This window comes from Campylobacter sp. 19-13652 (assembly GCF_019702925.1).
Lineage (GTDB): Bacteria > Campylobacterota > Campylobacteria > Campylobacterales > Campylobacteraceae > Campylobacter_A.
This window is the reverse complement of record NZ_AP024713.1, coordinates 1,258,208-1,275,552: the sequence shown is the minus strand read 5'-3', so window position 1 is coordinate 1,275,552 and position 17,345 is coordinate 1,258,208. Positions and strand designations below refer to the sequence as shown.

Genomic DNA, 17,345 nt, shown 5'->3' with positions numbered 1-17,345 from the left:
ACTTATTTATTGCTTGCTTTGCTTTTAAAAACGTGCTAACGATTATTTTTGCTACACATGATAAGATGCTAAAAATCGTAGCACTGCCACCATGAAAAGTAATCTGCTTTGTCGCAAGGCTTGCTTGCCTAGATTTTTACGGAACTTTTACGGAAAAGTTATAACATAAAGCAGAGACAAAATCCTAACAACAGATTAAATATTTATCTAAATTTTAGCTATTTTTGGCTAGAATGCGAGCCTTATTTCACACACACCAGTCCTGAGTTTGGTTGCGTTTTAGATTAAATTTGAAGCGTTAATGGGTGTGGAGGTAAAACTAAATCGCCTAAAATAGGCAAAGGAGACACTATGGTAACTATGAGAGATCTACTAGAATGCGGTGTGCATTTCGGGCACCAAACACGCAGATGGAACCCAAAGATGAAAAAATTTATCTTTGGCGAGAGAAAGGGCATTTACATAATCGATCTTCAAAAAACCATCCGCTACTTCCGTTACACATATAATATAGTAAGAGACGCTGCAGCTGAGGGCAAGACCATACTATTTGTTGGCACTAAAAAGCAAGCCGTCCAAGCTATCAAAGACTACGCTGAAAAGTGCGGTATGCCATATGTAAATCACCGCTGGCTAGGCGGAATGCTAACAAACTTTGGCACAATTCGCCAGAGCATAAGAAAGCTTGAAGTTATCGAAGCTATGGAAGAAGACGGCTCAATCAACCTGCTAACTAAAAAAGAAGGCCTAATGCTACGCCGCAAAAAAGAGAAGCTAATCGCGACTTTGGGCGGTATCCGCAATATGAAAAACCTGCCTGATATGATATTTGTTATCGACACCGTGAAAGAAAAAATCGCAGTGCAAGAGGCAAATCGCCTAGGTATGCCAGTAGTAGCACCAATCGATACAAACTGCGACCCAGACGTTGTTGATTACCCAATCCCAGGCAATGATGACGCCATTCGCAGTGTGCAGCTTTTCTGCCAGGAAATGTGTGAAGCTATAATCGAAGGCAAAAGCCTGCTAGAGCAAGACGCTGAGCAAGGCGAGCCAGTAAGCCAAGAAGAAAAAGACGAAGTCGTGGCTGAAGCGATGAGCGAAGAAGATTTTGCAAGCGAGGACGAAGAGTAATGGAAATAACAGCACAAATGGTAAAGGAGCTCCGAGAATCAACTGGAGCTGGTATGATGGACTGCAAAAAGGCACTTGCCGAAGCAAACGGAGATATGGAGAAAGCAGTCGATATTTTGCGTGAAAAGGGCTTGGGGCAGGCTGCTAAAAAGGCAGACCGCCTAGCTAGCGAGGGCTTAGTAAGCGTGGAAGTCTCAAGCGACGCTAAAATCGCAACTATCACAGAGATAAACTCTGAGACTGACTTTGTCGCTAAAAATGCCCAGTTTCAAGCTCTTACAAAGGACACTACGCTACACATTCAAAACAACGGCATAGTAAGCGTAGAAGAGCTAAGCAGCAGTGAATTGAACGGCGTTAAATTTGAAGATTATTTTAAAAGTCAAATCGCAACAATCGGCGAAAATCTAGTTGTGCGCCGCTTTGAAACTATTAAAGCAGACGCAAATGGTGCAGTGGCAGGATATGTGCATTCAAATGGCCGTGTGGGCGTGCTAATCGGCGCTGCTTGTGAAAATAGCGAGATAGCTGGCAAGCTGGGCGATTTTTTACGCAATCTATGTATGCACGCAGCGGCTATGAAGCCAAGCGTGATAAGCTATAAAGACCTAGATAAGGACTTTGTGGAGAAAGAATTTATCGCACTAAAAGCTGAGCTAGAAAAAGATAATGAAGAGCTAAAACGCCTAGGCAAGCCACTTCACAATATCCCACAATACGCCAGTCGATTGCAGCTAAGCGATGAAGTAATGGCAAAGGCAAAGGCTGATATAGAAGCTGAGCTAAAAGTAGAAGGCAAACCTGAGAAAATTTGGGATAAAATCATACCTGGTAAAATCGAGAGATTTTATGCTGATAACACCGTGCTAGATCAGCGCCTAACGCTACTAGGGCAGTTTTATGTAATGGATGATAAAAAGACTATAGAGCAAGTCGTAGCTGAAAAATCGCAAGAACTAGGCGGCAAAATCGAGATAGTAAAATATGTCCGCTTTGAACTAGGCGAGGGCTTAGAAAAGAAAAACGAAGACTTCGCAGCCGAAGTTGCCGCTCAAATAGGCTAATGGGCGAGCAGATATGAGACTAATTATAGCTATATTTTTGCCGTTTTTTCTATTTTTTACTATCGGCAGACCTATAGCTGGTATAGTTTGTCTCGTGTTGCAAATCACGCTTATAGGGTGGCTACCTGCCGCCCTTTGGGCTGTGTATGCCTTGGGGCAGTATAAGACTGATCAAAAAATTAAGAGCTTAACCAGACAATGAAGCTTTTATCAGGGGTAGGACTTGGACATAGCTATGATTACCCCCTTTTTTCAGATATTAATATATCCATTTCTAATTGCCAGAGCGTAGCCATACTGGGAACTAGCGGTTGTGGCAAATCAACTCTTATTCATATACTATCCACTCTTTTAAAGCCAAAATTTGGAGAGGTTTTTTATAATAAAAAGTCTATTTATTCTTTAAGCAATGATGAGCTTTTAAGGATACGTAGATTAGATTTTGGTATTATATTTCAATCCCACTATCTTTTTAAAGGTTTTAGTGCAGCTGAAAATATAGAGTTATCTAGCATTTTAAGCGGCAAGCAGATAGATAATGAGCTTTTAAATAGGCTTGGCATAGATGGCGTTTTAAATCAAAAAGTAGGCTCTCTTAGCGGCGGACAGCAGCAAAGAGTAAGCATAGCTAGGGTGCTTGCAAAGCAACCACGCATTATTTTTGCTGATGAACCTACTGGTAATCTTGATAAAAATACAGCTAATGAAGTCATGGGTGCTATGTTTGAGTATATAAAAAAGTATGATGCCTGCCTTATGTTAGTTACTCATGATGAAAATATAGCTAAGATGTGCGATTTTAGATACCGTTTAGAAAATGGCGTTTTGACACAGGAATAAATTTGATATTTAAGCCCCATTCAGCCTCACTTTTTTTGAGTGAAAATCCCACAGCGTGATTAAATTTAAAATCCATATTTAAACCACTGCTTATTTAAATTTAACCTATTTTGGTAAAATTATAAAATATCCCACAAAAGGTATCAGGAGAGCTAAGGTATGCACACGCCCAACACCCAAAAAAAGGTACATTCGTGGAGTTAGTGCAGTTTTTTGGCGCAGATAGAGTTGTTACTTTTATGCTTCTTTTTGCTAGACTTAGTGGGCTTATAGTTTTTTTTCCTTTTTATTCGCACAACCAAATCCCGCTAACTGTAAAAACCGCCCTAGTTTTCGTGCTTTGCGTGATATTTTACCCAGTGGCGACAGTGAGTACTAATAGTATAAATTTTTTGGTTGTGGAGATTTTAGGCGAAGTGCTTTTAGGATTAGCCGCAGGGCTTCTTTTAAATATCCTCTTTGCCGCGCTTTCGCTTGCTGGGGAGCAGATTTCTATGATTATGGGCTTTTCTATGGCTACGGTGCTTGACCCTCAATCAGGCACAAACTCCCCCATCATAGCAAATATCATAAATTACCTTGCGTTGCTTACTTTTTTGGCTTTTGACGGACATCACATACTCTTGCTTTTTTACGCCCATTCGCTTAAATTTATCCCACTAGGGGATTATATGCTGGGTGAAAATGTCATCATGTATATCACAAATCAGGTGGTAAATTTATTTATCTTTGGCTTTACGCTATCTTTTCCCATACTTGCGCTTAGTCTGCTTTCAGACCTCATTTTTGGCATGCTTATGAAGACTATGCCGCAGTTTAATCTCTTAGTCGTTGGCTACCCTATAAAAATAACCATAGCATTTTGCGTTTTAATAGCAGTCCTTGCTGGCATTATGCAGATTTTTAGCAAGCTTGCCTTGGGTATATTAAATGATATGCCAAGCCTATTTTTTAATTGAAAATAAAAGTATTTTATCGTAAAATTAGCAATTTAAAGTCCCAAAAGGAGATATTATGAGGGTTGCGCTAGTAAATAACAACACCGCTGTTTCACGGCTTATTACTCTTAGCCTAAATAAAATCAGCGCACAATATGTCGAGGGTGACGAGCCTGAGCTGTTTGAGGGTGAGTTTGATGTGGCTGTGCTTGATAGTGACGCAGGTGTTAGCATTGATGATGTTTTGTTGATAGCTCCTTTGCTTATTTATCTAGCCCCTAGAGGCGGTGAGCACCCAAAAACCGCAAACGCAGTCCTTGAAAAGCCTTTTTTACCGACTGAGTTTATCACAGCTTTTAATGACATCACAAGCGGACTTGATCTTTCTAGTCAGATTAGTGATACCGATGAGACTGAGCTTAGCAATGATGACGAGCTTGCCGATTTTGATGATATTGAAGGCGTTGACGATTTAGATAATTTAAAAGAGCTTGATGAGATTAAATTTGATGATGCGCAGATAGAGTCTGTCGATGACATAAGCGAGCTTGATGAGATTTTTACAAATGATGAGCGAAGCGATAAAGATGAGTCCCAAAAAGCTTCCGATGAGCTAATTCAAGGCGATGAATTTGATGATGAGATGGGATTAGATGAGCTTGATGCTTTGCTTGAGGCGGATGAGCCTATTGCTAGTGGTGAGACTTTGCCTGATGAGGCTAGCTTAGATGATGTGGCAGACGATGAGATAAATTTAAACAGTGATGATGAAGCAAGTTTAGCCGATGCTGGGCTAGGAGAGCTTAGTTCGCTAGTGGATGAGATTGAAAGTATGGAAGTTTTGGATTTAGATGAGGTAGGTGTGGATGAGCCTGTGCAAATAGCAGAGCCTGAAGTAGAGCAGGCGCAAGGCGCAGATGCGGCCGAGCTTGATGAGCTTTTAGATGAGTTAGACCTTATTAAGGACAATGCTAGCGAGCCTTATACTTTGGCTGAGCCAGAGACGGTGGAGGCGGCTGATAAATTTAAGGAAAGTGAAATCGATGAGATTATTGACTCAATAGATGATGTTTTAAGCGATGAGAGTGAGCCTGATGATTTAGGTGAAGTATCAGATAATGGCACAAAACAGAGTGCAGATTATGACGCAGTTAGTGAGCTTGATATGATAGATGAGGGGCTTATAAATATGCTTGGGGATTGTGATGAGCTTGAAGGAGATCGCACTGTCAAAAAAGAGCCTTGTAAGAGCGGTAGCCTAGATGATATAACCGAGGAGGATATGCTGGCTGCTATGGGGCTTAGCGAGGCTGGCGTAGAAGAGCTTGTTGCGAGCACTGATGAGGCTGTTCAGATGGACGATGGGGTCGAGTTTGACTTAGACGAGATAAAAGATAAAATAGGCGCTAAGGTGGCTAGCGAGGTTAAAAAGGCACTATCTCAAAGTGAGCTTAGAGATGCCTTAAAAGGCATGAAAATAAGCGTGGATATAAGCTTTGAGGATGAGAAGTGAGCGGACAAATCCTAATACTCTCAGGCCCTAGTGGAAGTGGTAAAAGCACTCTTTTAAGCCGTGCTTTAAAGGAGATTGATGGGCTTGTATTTTCTATCTCATCGACGACGCGTGCTCCTAGAGATGGCGAGATAGACGGGGTGCATTATCACTTTGTAAGCGAGGACGAATTTAAAAAAGGCATAGAAGCGGGGGAGTTTTTAGAGTGGGCAAATGTGCACAAAAACTTTTACGGTACCAGCCTTATACAGGTAAAAAAGGCTCTTGGTGAGGGCAAGATAGTAGTCTTTGATATAGATGTGCAGGGCTTTAAGCTAGCAAAGGAAAAGCTAGCAAAGATAATTACCTCAGTTTTTGTTACCACCGTAAATAAAGACGAGCTTAAAAGACGCTTAAAATTTCGCGCTACAGATAGCGATAATGTGATAGAAAATCGCCTATTAAACGCAGTTGGCGAAATGGAGCATATAAATGAGTATGATTACTTAATCATAAATGACGATTTGCAAAAAAGCTATGAAAGTTTAAAAAACATAATATCATCTATGCGCTTAAAGGCGAGCGGTGTTAATGTGCATGAGCTTTTGCAAACTTGGATAGGCGATTAAATTTAAAAAAAGGAGAAAAAATGGCAATAGGTGTAAATCAACTTTTAATAATCCTTGCGATTATAGTTTTATTATTTGGGGCAAAAAAGATACCAGAGCTAGCCAAAGGCGTGGGTAAGGGAATAAAGAGCTTTAAAGCCGAGATGGAGGATGATAAACCAGCTGTAAAAGCGGAGGATAAAGAGGTCAAGGCGGACATTGGCGCAATAGAAAAAGAAAAACAGGCTTAAGCTTGAAACAGGTAGTTGTTTCTAATATCGCAAAGCTTCTTGCCCGCGACGTCGTAATAGAAAAGCCAAAGGATAAAAACCTAGCTCACTATGCTACTCCGCTTGCATTTTCACTGGCAAAAGAGCTGAAAAAATCCCCGGCCGTAATAGCAAATGAGCTTGTGGAAAAATTTGATGGTTGTGAGATTTTTAGCGCTACGGCTGTTAATGGATATATAAATTTTAAGCTTAGTGGGGATTTTTTAGACGATTTAGCGAGTGAGGCATTAAAAAATAGTGATGAATTTGCTAGATTTGGCAGAGTCGCAAGCTCTTTTAATAAAGATGAATTAAGCCCTAATAAGGCAAATCAAGCTAAAAATAGCCTCTTGCTTGAGTATATCAGCGCAAATCCGACTGGGCCGCTTCACATAGGGCATGTGCGCGGTGCGGTTTATGGCGATACCTTAGCTAGGGTAGGGCGACATTTAGGATTTGATATAAAGACTGAGTATTATATAAATGATGCTGGCAATCAGATAGATCTGCTTGGGCTTTCTATACGCTTAGCAGCGCGCGAGGTGCTATTTGGTGAGAGCGTGCAGTATCCTGAGAAATACTACCGTGGCGAATATATAATAGACATAGCTAGGGCTGCTTTGGATAAATTTGGAAAAGGTATTTTTGATGAGAACGAGAATGCAAGGCTTGCTGATTTTGGTAAGGATTTTGTGCTTGAGATAATCAAAAAAGACCTTGCCGATGCTGGCATTTTCATAGATAGTTGGGCTAGCGAGAGGGCGCTTTATTCGCAGCTTGAGCCAACCTTAAAAAAGCTTGAGAAATCAGGCGAAGTCTACGTAAAAGACGGTGCTACATATATCGCCTCAAGCAAGTTAGGTGATGATAGCGACCGTGTGGTGGTGCGAGATGATGGCAGACCAACATATCTAGCTGGCGACATTATCTACCATGAAGATAAATTTAAGCAAAATTACGCAAAATATATGAATATCTGGGGTGCTGATCATCACGGCTATATCGCTAGATTAAAGGCGGCGATTCACTTTTTAGGCTATGATGAAAATCGCTTAGATATTGTGCTTATGCAGATGGTGAGCCTTTTAAAAGATGGTAAGCCTTTTAAGATGAGTAAACGTGCTGGTAATTCGGTGTTAATGAGTGATATTTTAGCCGAAATCGGTGCCGATGCGCTACGTTATATTTTTATCTCTAAGGCAAATACTTCAAGCCTTGAGTTTGATATTGATGAGCTTAAAAAGCAAGATAACTCTAATCCTGTATTTTACATAAACTATGCGCACGCTCGTATTCATCAGCTTTTTGCAAAGGCTAACAAGAGCGTTGATGATGTAAAAGGTGCAAATATTTCAAGTTTAAATGATGCTGCTAAAAATCTATTGTTTGAAGCGCTTACTTTGGCTGAAGTCTTAAATGATGCTTATAGCTCTTACCAGCTTCACAAGCTGCCTGATTATTTAAAAACCTTGGCTGCTAGTTTTCATAAATTTTACAACGAAAATAAAATAGTAGGTAGCGACGATGAGGACGCATTTTTAAAGGTGCTTGCCGTAGTTGCATTAAGTATTAAAACGGGGCTTAATCTAATAGGAATAGAGGCTAAAAAGATAATGAGCGTTTAATCAAAGATAGGTAAAATATGGCGTATTTATGGGGCTTAGCTTGAGTTTATTGGTGGAGAAATTTTTAAATAAGCAGGATAAACAGAGCGAAAAAGATCTGATTATGGCTTTAAAGGAGGCTGAGTTTTTAACGGCTGTATTTTTTGTTGCGCCACTTGCGAAAGAAAGTGGCGAGCCTGCTTGGGAGGAGAGCTTTAGTTTTGTAAGCCTTGATGATGGTAATGCGCGCTATATACCAGCTTTTAGTAGTAAAGATGAGCTTGAGCTTTGGCAGGATTTGGGCGAGCATGAGGTGTTGATTTGTAGCCTTAAAGAGCTTAGTGTGGCTTTAGATGTGGGTATGGCTGGGATTGTGATAAATCCATTTTCAAGCTCTATTATTCTAAATAAAAATACCTTGGATAAAATTCTTAATCTCTAGGCTATATTTTGTAAAGTTGTGTATAAATAAAGTACGATATTATTTTTTAATCACAAATTTAAGCCACTTTACAAGCCTAACGCTCCTAATTTTAGCTACTGGCTTTTAGTATTCTCCACTACCCTGTAATGTAAGCATGATTTTAGTATTTTAAGCTTGGCGCAAAAATCCAAAAAGCGTCATTAAGACGCAGTTTTAGTAAACTCACTACTTGGCTTGTGAATCCTAATAAAAAGCGAATCTTTTAACTAGATATTAGCAAGTATATCATCATACGCTACGAGTAATAAATAAGCCTCTTACATACATGGCTAGGGATTGGCTTTTAAATTTACAAGACAATGCTATTTGTTTTATAAAGCTAAATTTAAATAAGATGTAGAATTTAGTTTAGTCTTGCTTTATGTAGGCTAGGTTGATTTGCGCTACAAAGTGGCTTAGAAATAAAGCTTTGGTAAAACGTGGTTTATTTAAAAAACTGTGATTATGTCTTGTTTTAAGAAATGTCGGCTTTGCCTTGTTTTACAAAATAGCTCTCCTTTTTCATCTTTATTTATACATTATTCATATCGTAAGGTGGATATGTTTGCCAGCATCCAGTTTGACTTCGCTTTACCTAGAAACTATGACTGTGCGTTACTTTGTTTAATGCACGCACAACGAGTAGTTGCTCCACTAAGCTACCGCGCGACTTACATACTCTTTTATGCCCTGAATAAAAACAGAGCTTTATAAAACAAGCAAATCAAAACTATAAGCTAGCATATCGCCTCGCAATACGAGAGGTTTAATCCACTTATATGTGTGGCGTAGAGTTTATCTTTGAAATTTGTAAATCATTAAAAAGCGCAAATTTAATGTAATGTGAGGCTGGTGATTTTAGCTATATTATAAATTTAAATCTATGTTTTGGTATTTGTCTGTGTGGTGCCATGTAAAAACAGGCAGCCACGTTAAATTTGCTTTATATGTAAAATTTAGCAGAATGAATACGTGGCGAGGTGGCTAAATTTATGAAAAAGCTTATAAATTTAAAGCCATGTCCTTAATCGCTATATCAAAGCTTTGCATGTCTACGCCAAGCTTAATTAGTGCAAAATAAAGCGCACTTGCAAAAATCCCAGCTATAAAGCCAGCCACTACGTCATCTCCCATCACGCCAAGCCCACCGCTTACTTTTTTATCTATCATACCTATGACAGAGGGCTTTGAAATGTCAAGCATGCGAAATATCACAAGTGCAAAAATCGCCATTATTAGGCTTTGCGAGGCCACGCTTAGCGCTAGCCACACTCCAGCTACCTCGTCTATGACTATATGCGAGCTATCGTGGGTGTTTGTGAGCTTTTCGTATTTATCAACAGCGCTTATGCCGACTAATGCTAGCAAGATAGAGGCTAAAAATAGCGTAGTAGGCGATAGGTAAATTAGCACAAAAATAGCCACTATCCACCCAGCCACAGACCCCCAAGTACCAGGGGCAGGGCGCATAAGCCCAACCCCAAAAAATGTAACAAATGCTTTTAAAAACATAACCTAATCCTTTATGTGAGTGAGCCTGTTTGATAAAGCTTCATAAGCTCCTCGTAAAAATCCCTCTCGCTTCGCTCCTCAATAAGCCCAGAACTAGGGAAAAGCTCATCGCAAAGCCTCTGTATATCAGCAAACCTAGCTGGAAAAAGCGACTCTAAAATCATAGCTGAGATGTCAGGGCGCATGAGTATGGCTGGGGGCATAATGCCAGCGAAAAAGAGCTGCTTTATCGTGTCTGAATGGTAGTTTATGTGGTGATGTTGTCCGTGCGGACAGGTTTTAGTGCTTACTATGGTGCGGCATTTATTGCAGTATACTAGCTCAGGCAGTATGACTATATCAAGCCCTAGCATCTCTTTGTAAAAATCAAGTACCGTGTGCGCCCCCTCTGCATCATAAAACATACCTATTCCAGTGTGCTTTTGCCCTAGGACTATCTTAGTAGCCCCTAGTCTAGCAGCTAGTAAGCACTCTATGGAGGGGTCTGCGTGAAGCGTAAGTGCGTCTGCGTACTCAAGCGGAATAATAATAACTCGTGATGGCGGCAGGTAGCTTTGGATAAAATACTCCATCATCTGCTGCCTTAGCTTAAAGGCTAGCCCCATCTCAGCGCTTGTGTGTTTTAGGATAATAACTAAAATATCAGCCTTATCCACAGTCATCCTAACTAGCCGTTCATGCGCTCTATTAAATGGGTCAGCTGTGAGTGCCACTACTGTAACAGTATGCGCATTTTGCCTAATCTTAAGCTTTTCTAGCTCGTTTCTAGCCGCTGCTATGGGGTCTTGTAGCAGGGTAAACTCCCCAGAGATGGCTATCTCTCCGTACTGTTTTTTGCCAAATTCATCCGGATAGCTAAAGAGATTTTTGTCTGCCCAATCAGGATCAAATTTAAACGTATCAGCCACGTCGATGTGCCCCACTATATCATTTCCTACTAGCAGGGTTACACGCTCACCATTTTCTAGGCTTTTAGCCACTGCTTGATTTTTCCTACCAAATGGAGCAAATATATAGGCGTATTTGTTTAGTTTGCTAGTCTTTGCTAGCTCTATCATCTGCTTTGATTGCTCTAAATTCGGCAATTTGCATAGATTAGCTAGTAGACCGCCTTTAATTAGTCTAAGCAGGGTAAGCGTCTCTGGACGGACAAATAGGGTTTTAGCGTTTTTTAACGACATCATATTTTTTCCTTTTTTCCCATAGGGATTTGCGGGATATGCCAAGCCGTTTGGCTATTTCAGTATCTGGCAGACGCTCTTGATACCCGCTTATTATATTTTTTATATACTCATCTATGCTTAAAATTCCGTCTAGACTTACATTCTGCACCCCAGCTCCTAAATTTAAAGTCTCTATATTATACTCTAAAGCATCATCACTTGTGGCTATTACGACCTTTTTTTTGTGGCTAGCTAGGAGTATGGCTTCTTGTTCTTCTTGCTTTAAAAGCTGGAAGTTTCTTATGTAGGCTATTTCGTCTTTGGCGCAAGAATTTAATGCTTTTAGTGTGCTTCCTGCTACGCTAGGTATTAGAATAAATGGCATTTTTATATGTTTTGAAATAGCAAAGACTATCTTGTCAGCCTGTGTCATTGTTGAGCATTTTATCAGTAATGGCAGGCGCACCTTTTTTATCATTGCTGCGTCATATTCTATGCCTCTTAGGCTGTGTTCTATAAATTTTTCGTAGCTTTGTATGAGGCGCTTCATGTATCTGTGCGTGGTAAAATGCTCGATTTTTCTCATTAACTCATCTATCATAAAAGGCTTTTGTATATAGTCGCTCGCCCCCGCTTTTATCGGCTTTGAGACGGTATCGGCACTTATGTAGGAGATTAGAAGTATGATTATTGAGTCTTTGAAATTTTCTATGACTGGATAAAAGTCCTGTCCTACTATTGAAGTGGATAAAAGCACCACGTCTACGTTTTCTTGCTTTAAGGCCTCGTTTACGGTTTTGGCTATTTCGCAGTCATGCCCTGCGTCTGCTAGCTTTGAAGCGATTGAGCCAGCTAGGTAGATTTCGTTTTCTATTATTAGTACTTTCATGTCTCACGCCCCTGTCTCGCTTTGCCAGTTGTAGTATTTTAAGCTTACGTTTGCACTTGCTGCTATGCCCTCGCCACGCCCTACAAAGCCAAGCTTTTCTGTCGTCGTAGCCTTTACATTTATACGCGCTTGGCTTATATTTAGGGCGTTTGCTAGCACCTTTGCCATCTCATCTTTAAAGGCGCTTAGCTTTGGGCGTTCTGCCATTATGGTAATGTCTGCGTTTACTAGCTCAAAGCCTACGTTTTGGACTTTTGCGTAAACTTGCTTTAAAAGCTCTATTGAGTTTGCATTTTTAAATTTATCATCAGTATCTGGGAAATGCTCTCCTATATCCCCAAGTCCAGCCGCTCCTAAAATCGCATCGCAAAGCGCGTGAGTGGCGACATCGCCGTCGCTGTGAGCAAGAAGCCCTAGCTCATAAGGCACGCTCACTCCGCATAGTACTAGCTTTTTATTTGGGGTAAATTTATGCACGTCAAAGCCGCCTCCAGCGAAGCAAACAGGGCTAGGTGCGCTAAGCCCTAGGATTTTGTTTAGATCGCTTGCGGTGGTGATTTTGCGAGTATTTTCATCACCTTTTACGTATGCGATTTTGCCGCCCGTTGCCCTAATGGCTGAGCTATCGTCTGTAAAAAGTGTATCAGTTTGTAACGCTTGTTTTAAAATTTGTGTGTTTGAAAGCTGTGGGGTTTGTACCAGCATAAGCTCGCTTCTATCTACTGAATGCTCTCCTAAATAAGCAGTATCTGCGACGCTAAGATATGGCACCACGCAGTCTATTTTTTCTATTTTATTAATAAGTCGTAAAAAAAGCTCTTTATTTACACAAGGTCTTGCCACATCGCTTACTAAGACAAACGCTGCACTTGCTTTATCTAGGGCGTTTTTTAGGCTTTCTTGCCTTGTATTGCCACCTTTTACGTAGATAAAATCGGAATTAAATTTCTGCATATATTTTGGCTCGTCGCCTACTATAATTATCTCTTTAAATTTGTAAAAAGAGGCTAGATTTTTACTTGCAAAAAGCCATAGTGGCTCGTCGCCTATCCTTAGCCATTGCTTTTTTGTTTTCAACCCAACTCTAGTGGATGATCCAGCGCCTAACATTATAAGTGATATTTCTAACACGTCTTATCCTTTAGAAAGTGTTACAAAATTATACATCAAAAAGCTTTCTTTTACCTTTTGTTTTAAATTTATTATATTTTTTAAAATTTATATTTTAATTTGCTTGCAAGTTTAAATGAAGTAAAATTGTCCTAATTTTCACAAAAGGAGGATAGACGTGAGAAAGGAATGGGTAAAAAATAGAGTAAATGACGCCACGCCAACACAGATGTATTATGCTAAAAAAGGCGTCATAACGCCTGAGATGGAATATGTGGCAAAGGTCGAACGGCTCGAGCCTGAGTTTATAAGAGAGGCAGTCGCAGCTGGACGAATGATAATCCCAGCAAACATAAACCACACAAATTTAATCCCAATGGCAATCGGCATAGACGCCACCACAAAAGTAAATGCAAACATAGGTAACTCAAGCCTAGCAAGCGACATAGACGGAGAGCTAGAAAAGCTAGCCGTGTGCCTAAAATACGGCGCTGACACCGTTATGGATCTAAGCACTGGGGGAGATTTAGATAAGATACGAGAGGCGATAATAGGCGCTAGCAGCGTCCCTGTAGGAACAGTGCCAATGTATCAGATAATCCACGATGTAGGTCAACTTGAAAAGCTAGATACCAAAACTATGCTAGAAGTGTTAGAACGCCAAGCAAAGCAAGGGGTGAGCTATTTTACCATTCACGCTGGATTTTTACTGCGCTTTATGCCGCTAGTAGCAAAGCGTAAAATGGGCATAGTAAGCCGAGGCGGCAGCCTAATGGCAAGCTGGATGATGCACTATCATAAGGAAAATCCATTCTACGAAGTCTTTGACGAGATATGCGATATATGCGCTAAATACGACGTGGCGCTTAGCCTAGGTGATAGCCTGCGTCCTGGCTGTTTGCACGATGCTAGCGATGAGGCACAGCTAAGCGAGCTTGCGGTGCTGGGCGAGCTGACGCTTCGTGCGTGGGAGAAAAACGTGCAAGTGATGATAGAAGGCCCTGGACACGTGCCGCTAAATGAGATTGAATTTAACGTCAAAGAGCAGCAGCGCCTCTGCCACAATGCGCCGTTTTACGTGCTTGGGCCACTTGTAACTGACATAGGCGCTGGGTATGATCATATCACCTCGGCCATAGGTGGCGCGCTGGCGGCTAGCCACGGCGTTGCAATGCTGTGCTACGTAACGCCAAAAGAGCATTTAGGCCTGCCAAACGCAGCTGATGTAAGAGACGGCATAATAGCGCATAAAATCGCCGCTCACGCAGCTGATGTGGCACGTGGCAGACCTGGTGCGATAGATAGGGATAATGCGATGAGCGATGCGCGCTATAGCTTTGATTGGAACAAGCAGTTTGAGCTAGCACTTGACCCTGATAAAGCTAGAGAGCTGCACGATGAGAGTCTGCCGCAGGAGGTGTTTAAGGAAGCGGAGTTTTGCTCGATGTGTGGGCCAAAGTTTTGCGCGTATAAAATTTCAAGACAGCTAATGAAAGACCATCCGCAAGACTAAGCTAGTTAAATTTAATTAGGGGGCGACTTGGCCCCTTTTTACCCAAATCATTATCAAATTTCTTACAAAAATACAAAAAGCATTAAATTCTAAGCTAAAAGATAGTAAAATTATCCTTTTAATTCAAGGAGAGCAAAATGCCAAATAAAGATGAAATTTTAAACAAGCTTAAAAGCGTGGTTTATCCAGGCTTTGAAAAGGATATAGTAAGCTTTGGCTTTGTAAAGGACGTTGACGTTAGCGGGCAAAAGCCAAAGGTAAAAGTCGAAATCGTAAGCGCAAATCCAGAGGTAGCCAAAAAGCTAGACGCAGACATTCGCGCGGTGCTGGGGGATGTGGAGCTTGAGATTTATCAGCCTCAGATTCCAGCCGAGCGAAGCAACTCACGAAGCGGTAAAAACCTAATCCCTCAGGTAAAAAACGTCGTAATGGTAAGCAGCGGCAAGGGCGGTGTGGGCAAAAGCACGACGACGCTAAATTTAGCCATAAGTCTAGCTAAAATGGGCAAAAAAGTGGGGCTGCTTGACGCTGACATATATGGCCCAAATATCCCTAGAATGCTAGGTGAAGAGGCCACTCAGCCAGAGGTTGTTGGGCAAAAGCTCCGTCCGATCCTAAGCCACGGTATTGAGATGATGAGTATGGGCGTGCTAATGGAGGCTGGGGTAAGTCTCATTTGGCGTGGGTCGATGATAATGAAAGCGATCGATCAGCTCCTGCGTGATGTGGCGTGGAGCGAGCTAGATGTGCTGCTGCTTGATATGCCTCCAGGCACGGGCGATGCGCAGCTAAGCCTAGCTCAGAGCGTGCCTGTAACAGCTGGCGTGTGCGTTACGACGCCGCAAGTCGTGGCGCTTGATGATAGCCGCAGGGGGCTTGATATGTTTGCGAAGCTTCACATACCAATCGCTGGTGTGGTCGAGAATATGAGCGGCTTTATCTGTCCTGATAACGGCAAGGAGTATGATATATTTGGCAAAGGCACCACAGAGGCGGTCGCGGCTGAGTATAATACGCAAATTCTTGCCCAGATACCGATCGAGCCAGCCGTGCGTGTGGGCGGGGATACTGGCAAGCCTATTAGCTTTTATGAGCCAAGCAGCGTAACGGCAAAACGCTACGAGCAAGCGGCGGCGAAGCTGTGGGAATTTATCGAAAGCGTAAATCAAAACGGCGGAGCGGATAACTCGAGCATACAGCCAGTGATGAACGGCAAATCGGCTTGTTCTAGCCACTGATTTTATTTGCTTGGCCTACTTTGGCGGTGCGTTTGGGTTTAAATTTGCTTAGTGTGGAAAGGGCTTTACTTTTTGTTTGGGCGCACCAAATAGTCGCTGCCACACGCCGCTAATTTGTGCCAGTGCCGTAAGGTATGACTACCACAAGTAGTGGCACAATTTTTAGCGGCTTGCTTTACCTTAAAAATCTTCGGTAGGACGCAAGCCTAGCAAGCCCACTTGCTGGGCTTGCGTGCCGCAAGCGAGTAATCGTGTAATAAGAGCGATGGATAGCCGCTCGTTACGTGGCGTTTAGCTTTCTTTAGGGCTTGCAAGGCGGCATTATATTTTTAAAATAATCAATCTAAAAAAGGAAAAAAAAATGAAAAAATTTATATTTCTAGCAGCTTTGGTGGCTAGCGTTTTTGGCGCAGAGCTAGTAAAGCCCTATGATGACGGCTTTAGGCTAAGTGTGAGCGAGATGAATGAGCTTGCAAATCCAAGCAGGCTTTCGTGGAGAATTTTTTACGATAAGCCCTCAAGCGGAGCGAATGCGGCGTGGTTTGATGCGGTGAAAAAGGGCGATTTGGCTAAGGTAAAGACTATGCTTGCCGCTGGGCAGGATATAGAGGCAAAGGACGAAGCGAGCCTAGGGCAGACGGCGCTTGGCTGGGCGGCGTTTATCGGCTATGAGGATATGGTTGATTTTCTCATTGCTAGCGGGGCGAGCCTATTTGCTACCGATAGGGGCGATGTGTATAACGTGCTAAAGTCCGCAGTGCTGGGTAAAAACGTGAAAATTGTCAAGAAAATTTACGGCAATCTAAGTCCATACAACCTAAACGACCAGAGCGTTGAGAGCGACGGCGAGACGCTTTTAATGGTCGCGGCTAGCAACGACCGCAGGCAGATAGTGGAGTTTTTGCTCTCTCAAGGCGCAGATATTAATCTCGTAACCACAACCAAAGATAAAAGCCTAGGTGCGTATAATCAAAGTGCACTCTCATACGCTTGCACCAGAGGGCTAAAGGATATGCAAGCCCTGCTAATAAAGCACGGAGCGATAAATCACAGAACCAGCAAGGCTAGCTGCGAGTAGGATTAAATTTGGGGCTTTTTGCCTTGAAAGAGGGCTTTGTAAATTTAAGCTTTGTGGGCTACCCTGCGCCTTTTGGCAGGCTTGGCTTTGGAGATTTTAGGCTGTGGCTTTTTAAAGCCCGCCTTACTTTACCGCTTGCCAAGAACAGCCCCCCTGCCGCACAATACCAAAAAACATTTACTCGGCCTTGCTACCCCGCCGCAAGTTTTTATCATCACAATCCTTAAAAAACCTCAGCAAACCTGCCGCCGTTTTAAATTTGATTGGCTCTTTTAACCAGTGGTCTTGCTTTACAAAATTCCAAAAGCAAGCCCTATACCACGTATATTGGCAGCTTATTCATTGCTTGCATTGAGTTGTAATATGTTTACGCCCAGTTTTACTTCACTTAAAAACAGCACTTCGTTTGTTTTAAAGCAGCTCGCTTTGG

Annotated in this window: 18 protein-coding genes; 14 read left to right on the top strand and 4 right to left on the bottom strand. The window is 41.9% G+C overall.

The window, feature by feature from the left end; all coding sequences use genetic code 11:
- Positions 1–351: 351 nt before the first annotated feature.
- From rpsB to LBC_RS06150, 10 genes are all read left to right on the top strand, one after another.
- Complete coding sequence (rpsB, locus tag LBC_RS06195; protein ID WP_221253536.1) at positions 352–1,134, top strand: 30S ribosomal protein S2; 783 nt, start codon at positions 352–354, stop codon at positions 1,132–1,134.
- Positions 1,134–2,198, top strand: a complete 1,065-nt coding sequence (gene tsf, locus LBC_RS06190) for a translation elongation factor Ts (protein ID WP_221253535.1) — start codon at positions 1,134–1,136, stop codon at positions 2,196–2,198. The genes rpsB and tsf overlap by 1 nt, the downstream gene beginning before the upstream one ends.
- A 13-nt stretch (positions 2,199–2,211) precedes the next feature.
- The gene (locus LBC_RS06185; RefSeq protein ID WP_221253534.1) at positions 2,212–2,400 is read left to right on the top strand and encodes a YqaE/Pmp3 family membrane protein; all 189 of its coding nucleotides are present in this window, start codon (positions 2,212–2,214) and stop codon (positions 2,398–2,400) included.
- Complete coding sequence (locus tag LBC_RS06180) at positions 2,397–3,038, top strand: ABC transporter ATP-binding protein (protein ID WP_221253533.1); 642 nt, start codon at positions 2,397–2,399, stop codon at positions 3,036–3,038. Before LBC_RS06185 ends, LBC_RS06180 begins: the two co-directional genes overlap by 4 nt.
- 194 nt (positions 3,039–3,232) lie before the next feature.
- On the top strand, positions 3,233–3,997 hold the full coding sequence (gene fliR, locus LBC_RS06175) for a flagellar biosynthetic protein FliR (RefSeq protein ID WP_221253532.1): 765 nt from the start codon (positions 3,233–3,235) through the stop codon (positions 3,995–3,997).
- A gap of 55 nt (positions 3,998–4,052) precedes the next feature.
- Positions 4,053–5,489: a hypothetical protein gene (locus LBC_RS06170; protein WP_221253531.1), complete on the top strand. Its 1,437-nt coding sequence runs from the start codon at positions 4,053–4,055 to the stop codon at positions 5,487–5,489.
- Positions 5,486–6,097: a guanylate kinase gene (gene gmk / locus LBC_RS06165; RefSeq protein ID WP_221253530.1), complete on the top strand. Its 612-nt coding sequence runs from the start codon at positions 5,486–5,488 to the stop codon at positions 6,095–6,097. The genes LBC_RS06170 and gmk overlap by 4 nt, the downstream gene beginning before the upstream one ends.
- A gap of 20 nt (positions 6,098–6,117) precedes the next feature.
- Complete coding sequence (locus LBC_RS06160) at positions 6,118–6,327, top strand: twin-arginine translocase TatA/TatE family subunit (protein WP_221253529.1); 210 nt, start codon at positions 6,118–6,120, stop codon at positions 6,325–6,327.
- Positions 6,328–6,329: 2 nt separating this feature from the next.
- Complete coding sequence (gene argS / locus LBC_RS06155; RefSeq protein WP_221253528.1) at positions 6,330–7,970, top strand: arginine--tRNA ligase; 1,641 nt, start codon at positions 6,330–6,332, stop codon at positions 7,968–7,970.
- Positions 7,971–7,998: 28 nt separating this feature from the next.
- The gene (locus LBC_RS06150; RefSeq protein WP_221253527.1) at positions 7,999–8,391 is read left to right on the top strand and encodes an SseB family protein; all 393 of its coding nucleotides are present in this window, start codon (positions 7,999–8,001) and stop codon (positions 8,389–8,391) included.
- A 1,023-nt stretch (positions 8,392–9,414) separates the two neighbouring features.
- Here LBC_RS06150 and LBC_RS06145 read toward each other — a convergent pair.
- The 4 genes from LBC_RS06145 to LBC_RS06130 are packed head-to-tail and all read right to left on the bottom strand — an operon-like array spanning position 9,415 to position 13,107.
- Positions 9,415–9,924, bottom strand: a complete 510-nt coding sequence (locus LBC_RS06145; RefSeq protein ID WP_221253525.1) for a phosphatidylglycerophosphatase A — start codon at positions 9,922–9,924, stop codon at positions 9,415–9,417.
- Between the two features lie 11 nt (positions 9,925–9,935).
- Complete coding sequence (locus LBC_RS06140) at positions 9,936–11,108, bottom strand: sulfate adenylyltransferase (protein ID WP_221253523.1); 1,173 nt, start codon at positions 11,106–11,108, stop codon at positions 9,936–9,938.
- On the bottom strand, positions 11,086–11,976 hold the full coding sequence (locus LBC_RS06135) for a response regulator (protein WP_221253521.1): 891 nt from the start codon (positions 11,974–11,976) through the stop codon (positions 11,086–11,088). Before LBC_RS06135 ends, LBC_RS06140 begins: the two co-directional genes overlap by 23 nt.
- 3 nt (positions 11,977–11,979) lie before the next feature.
- A complete protein-coding gene (locus LBC_RS06130; RefSeq protein WP_260173337.1) occupies positions 11,980–13,107 on the bottom strand; it encodes a bifunctional 2-C-methyl-D-erythritol 4-phosphate cytidylyltransferase/2-C-methyl-D-erythritol 2,4-cyclodiphosphate synthase in 1,128 nt (375 codons plus the stop codon).
- 157 nt (positions 13,108–13,264) lie between these two features.
- On the opposite strand from LBC_RS06130, the gene thiC reads away from it, so the two are divergent.
- The 4 genes from thiC to LBC_RS06110 all read left to right on the top strand — a co-directional run bounded on the left by thiC (position 13,265) and on the right by LBC_RS06110 (position 17,191).
- Positions 13,265–14,599: a phosphomethylpyrimidine synthase ThiC gene (gene thiC / locus LBC_RS06125; RefSeq protein WP_221253520.1), complete on the top strand. Its 1,335-nt coding sequence runs from the start codon at positions 13,265–13,267 to the stop codon at positions 14,597–14,599.
- Between the two features lie 137 nt (positions 14,600–14,736).
- Positions 14,737–15,837, top strand: coding sequence for an Mrp/NBP35 family ATP-binding protein (locus LBC_RS06120; RefSeq protein WP_221253519.1), 1,101 nt, complete (start codon positions 14,737–14,739; stop codon positions 15,835–15,837).
- A gap of 361 nt (positions 15,838–16,198) precedes the next feature.
- Complete coding sequence (locus LBC_RS06115; protein ID WP_221253518.1) at positions 16,199–16,915, top strand: ankyrin repeat domain-containing protein; 717 nt, start codon at positions 16,199–16,201, stop codon at positions 16,913–16,915.
- Between the two features lie 87 nt (positions 16,916–17,002).
- Complete coding sequence (locus LBC_RS06110; protein ID WP_221253517.1) at positions 17,003–17,191, top strand: hypothetical protein; 189 nt, start codon at positions 17,003–17,005, stop codon at positions 17,189–17,191.
- Positions 17,192–17,345: the final 154 nt, after the last annotated feature.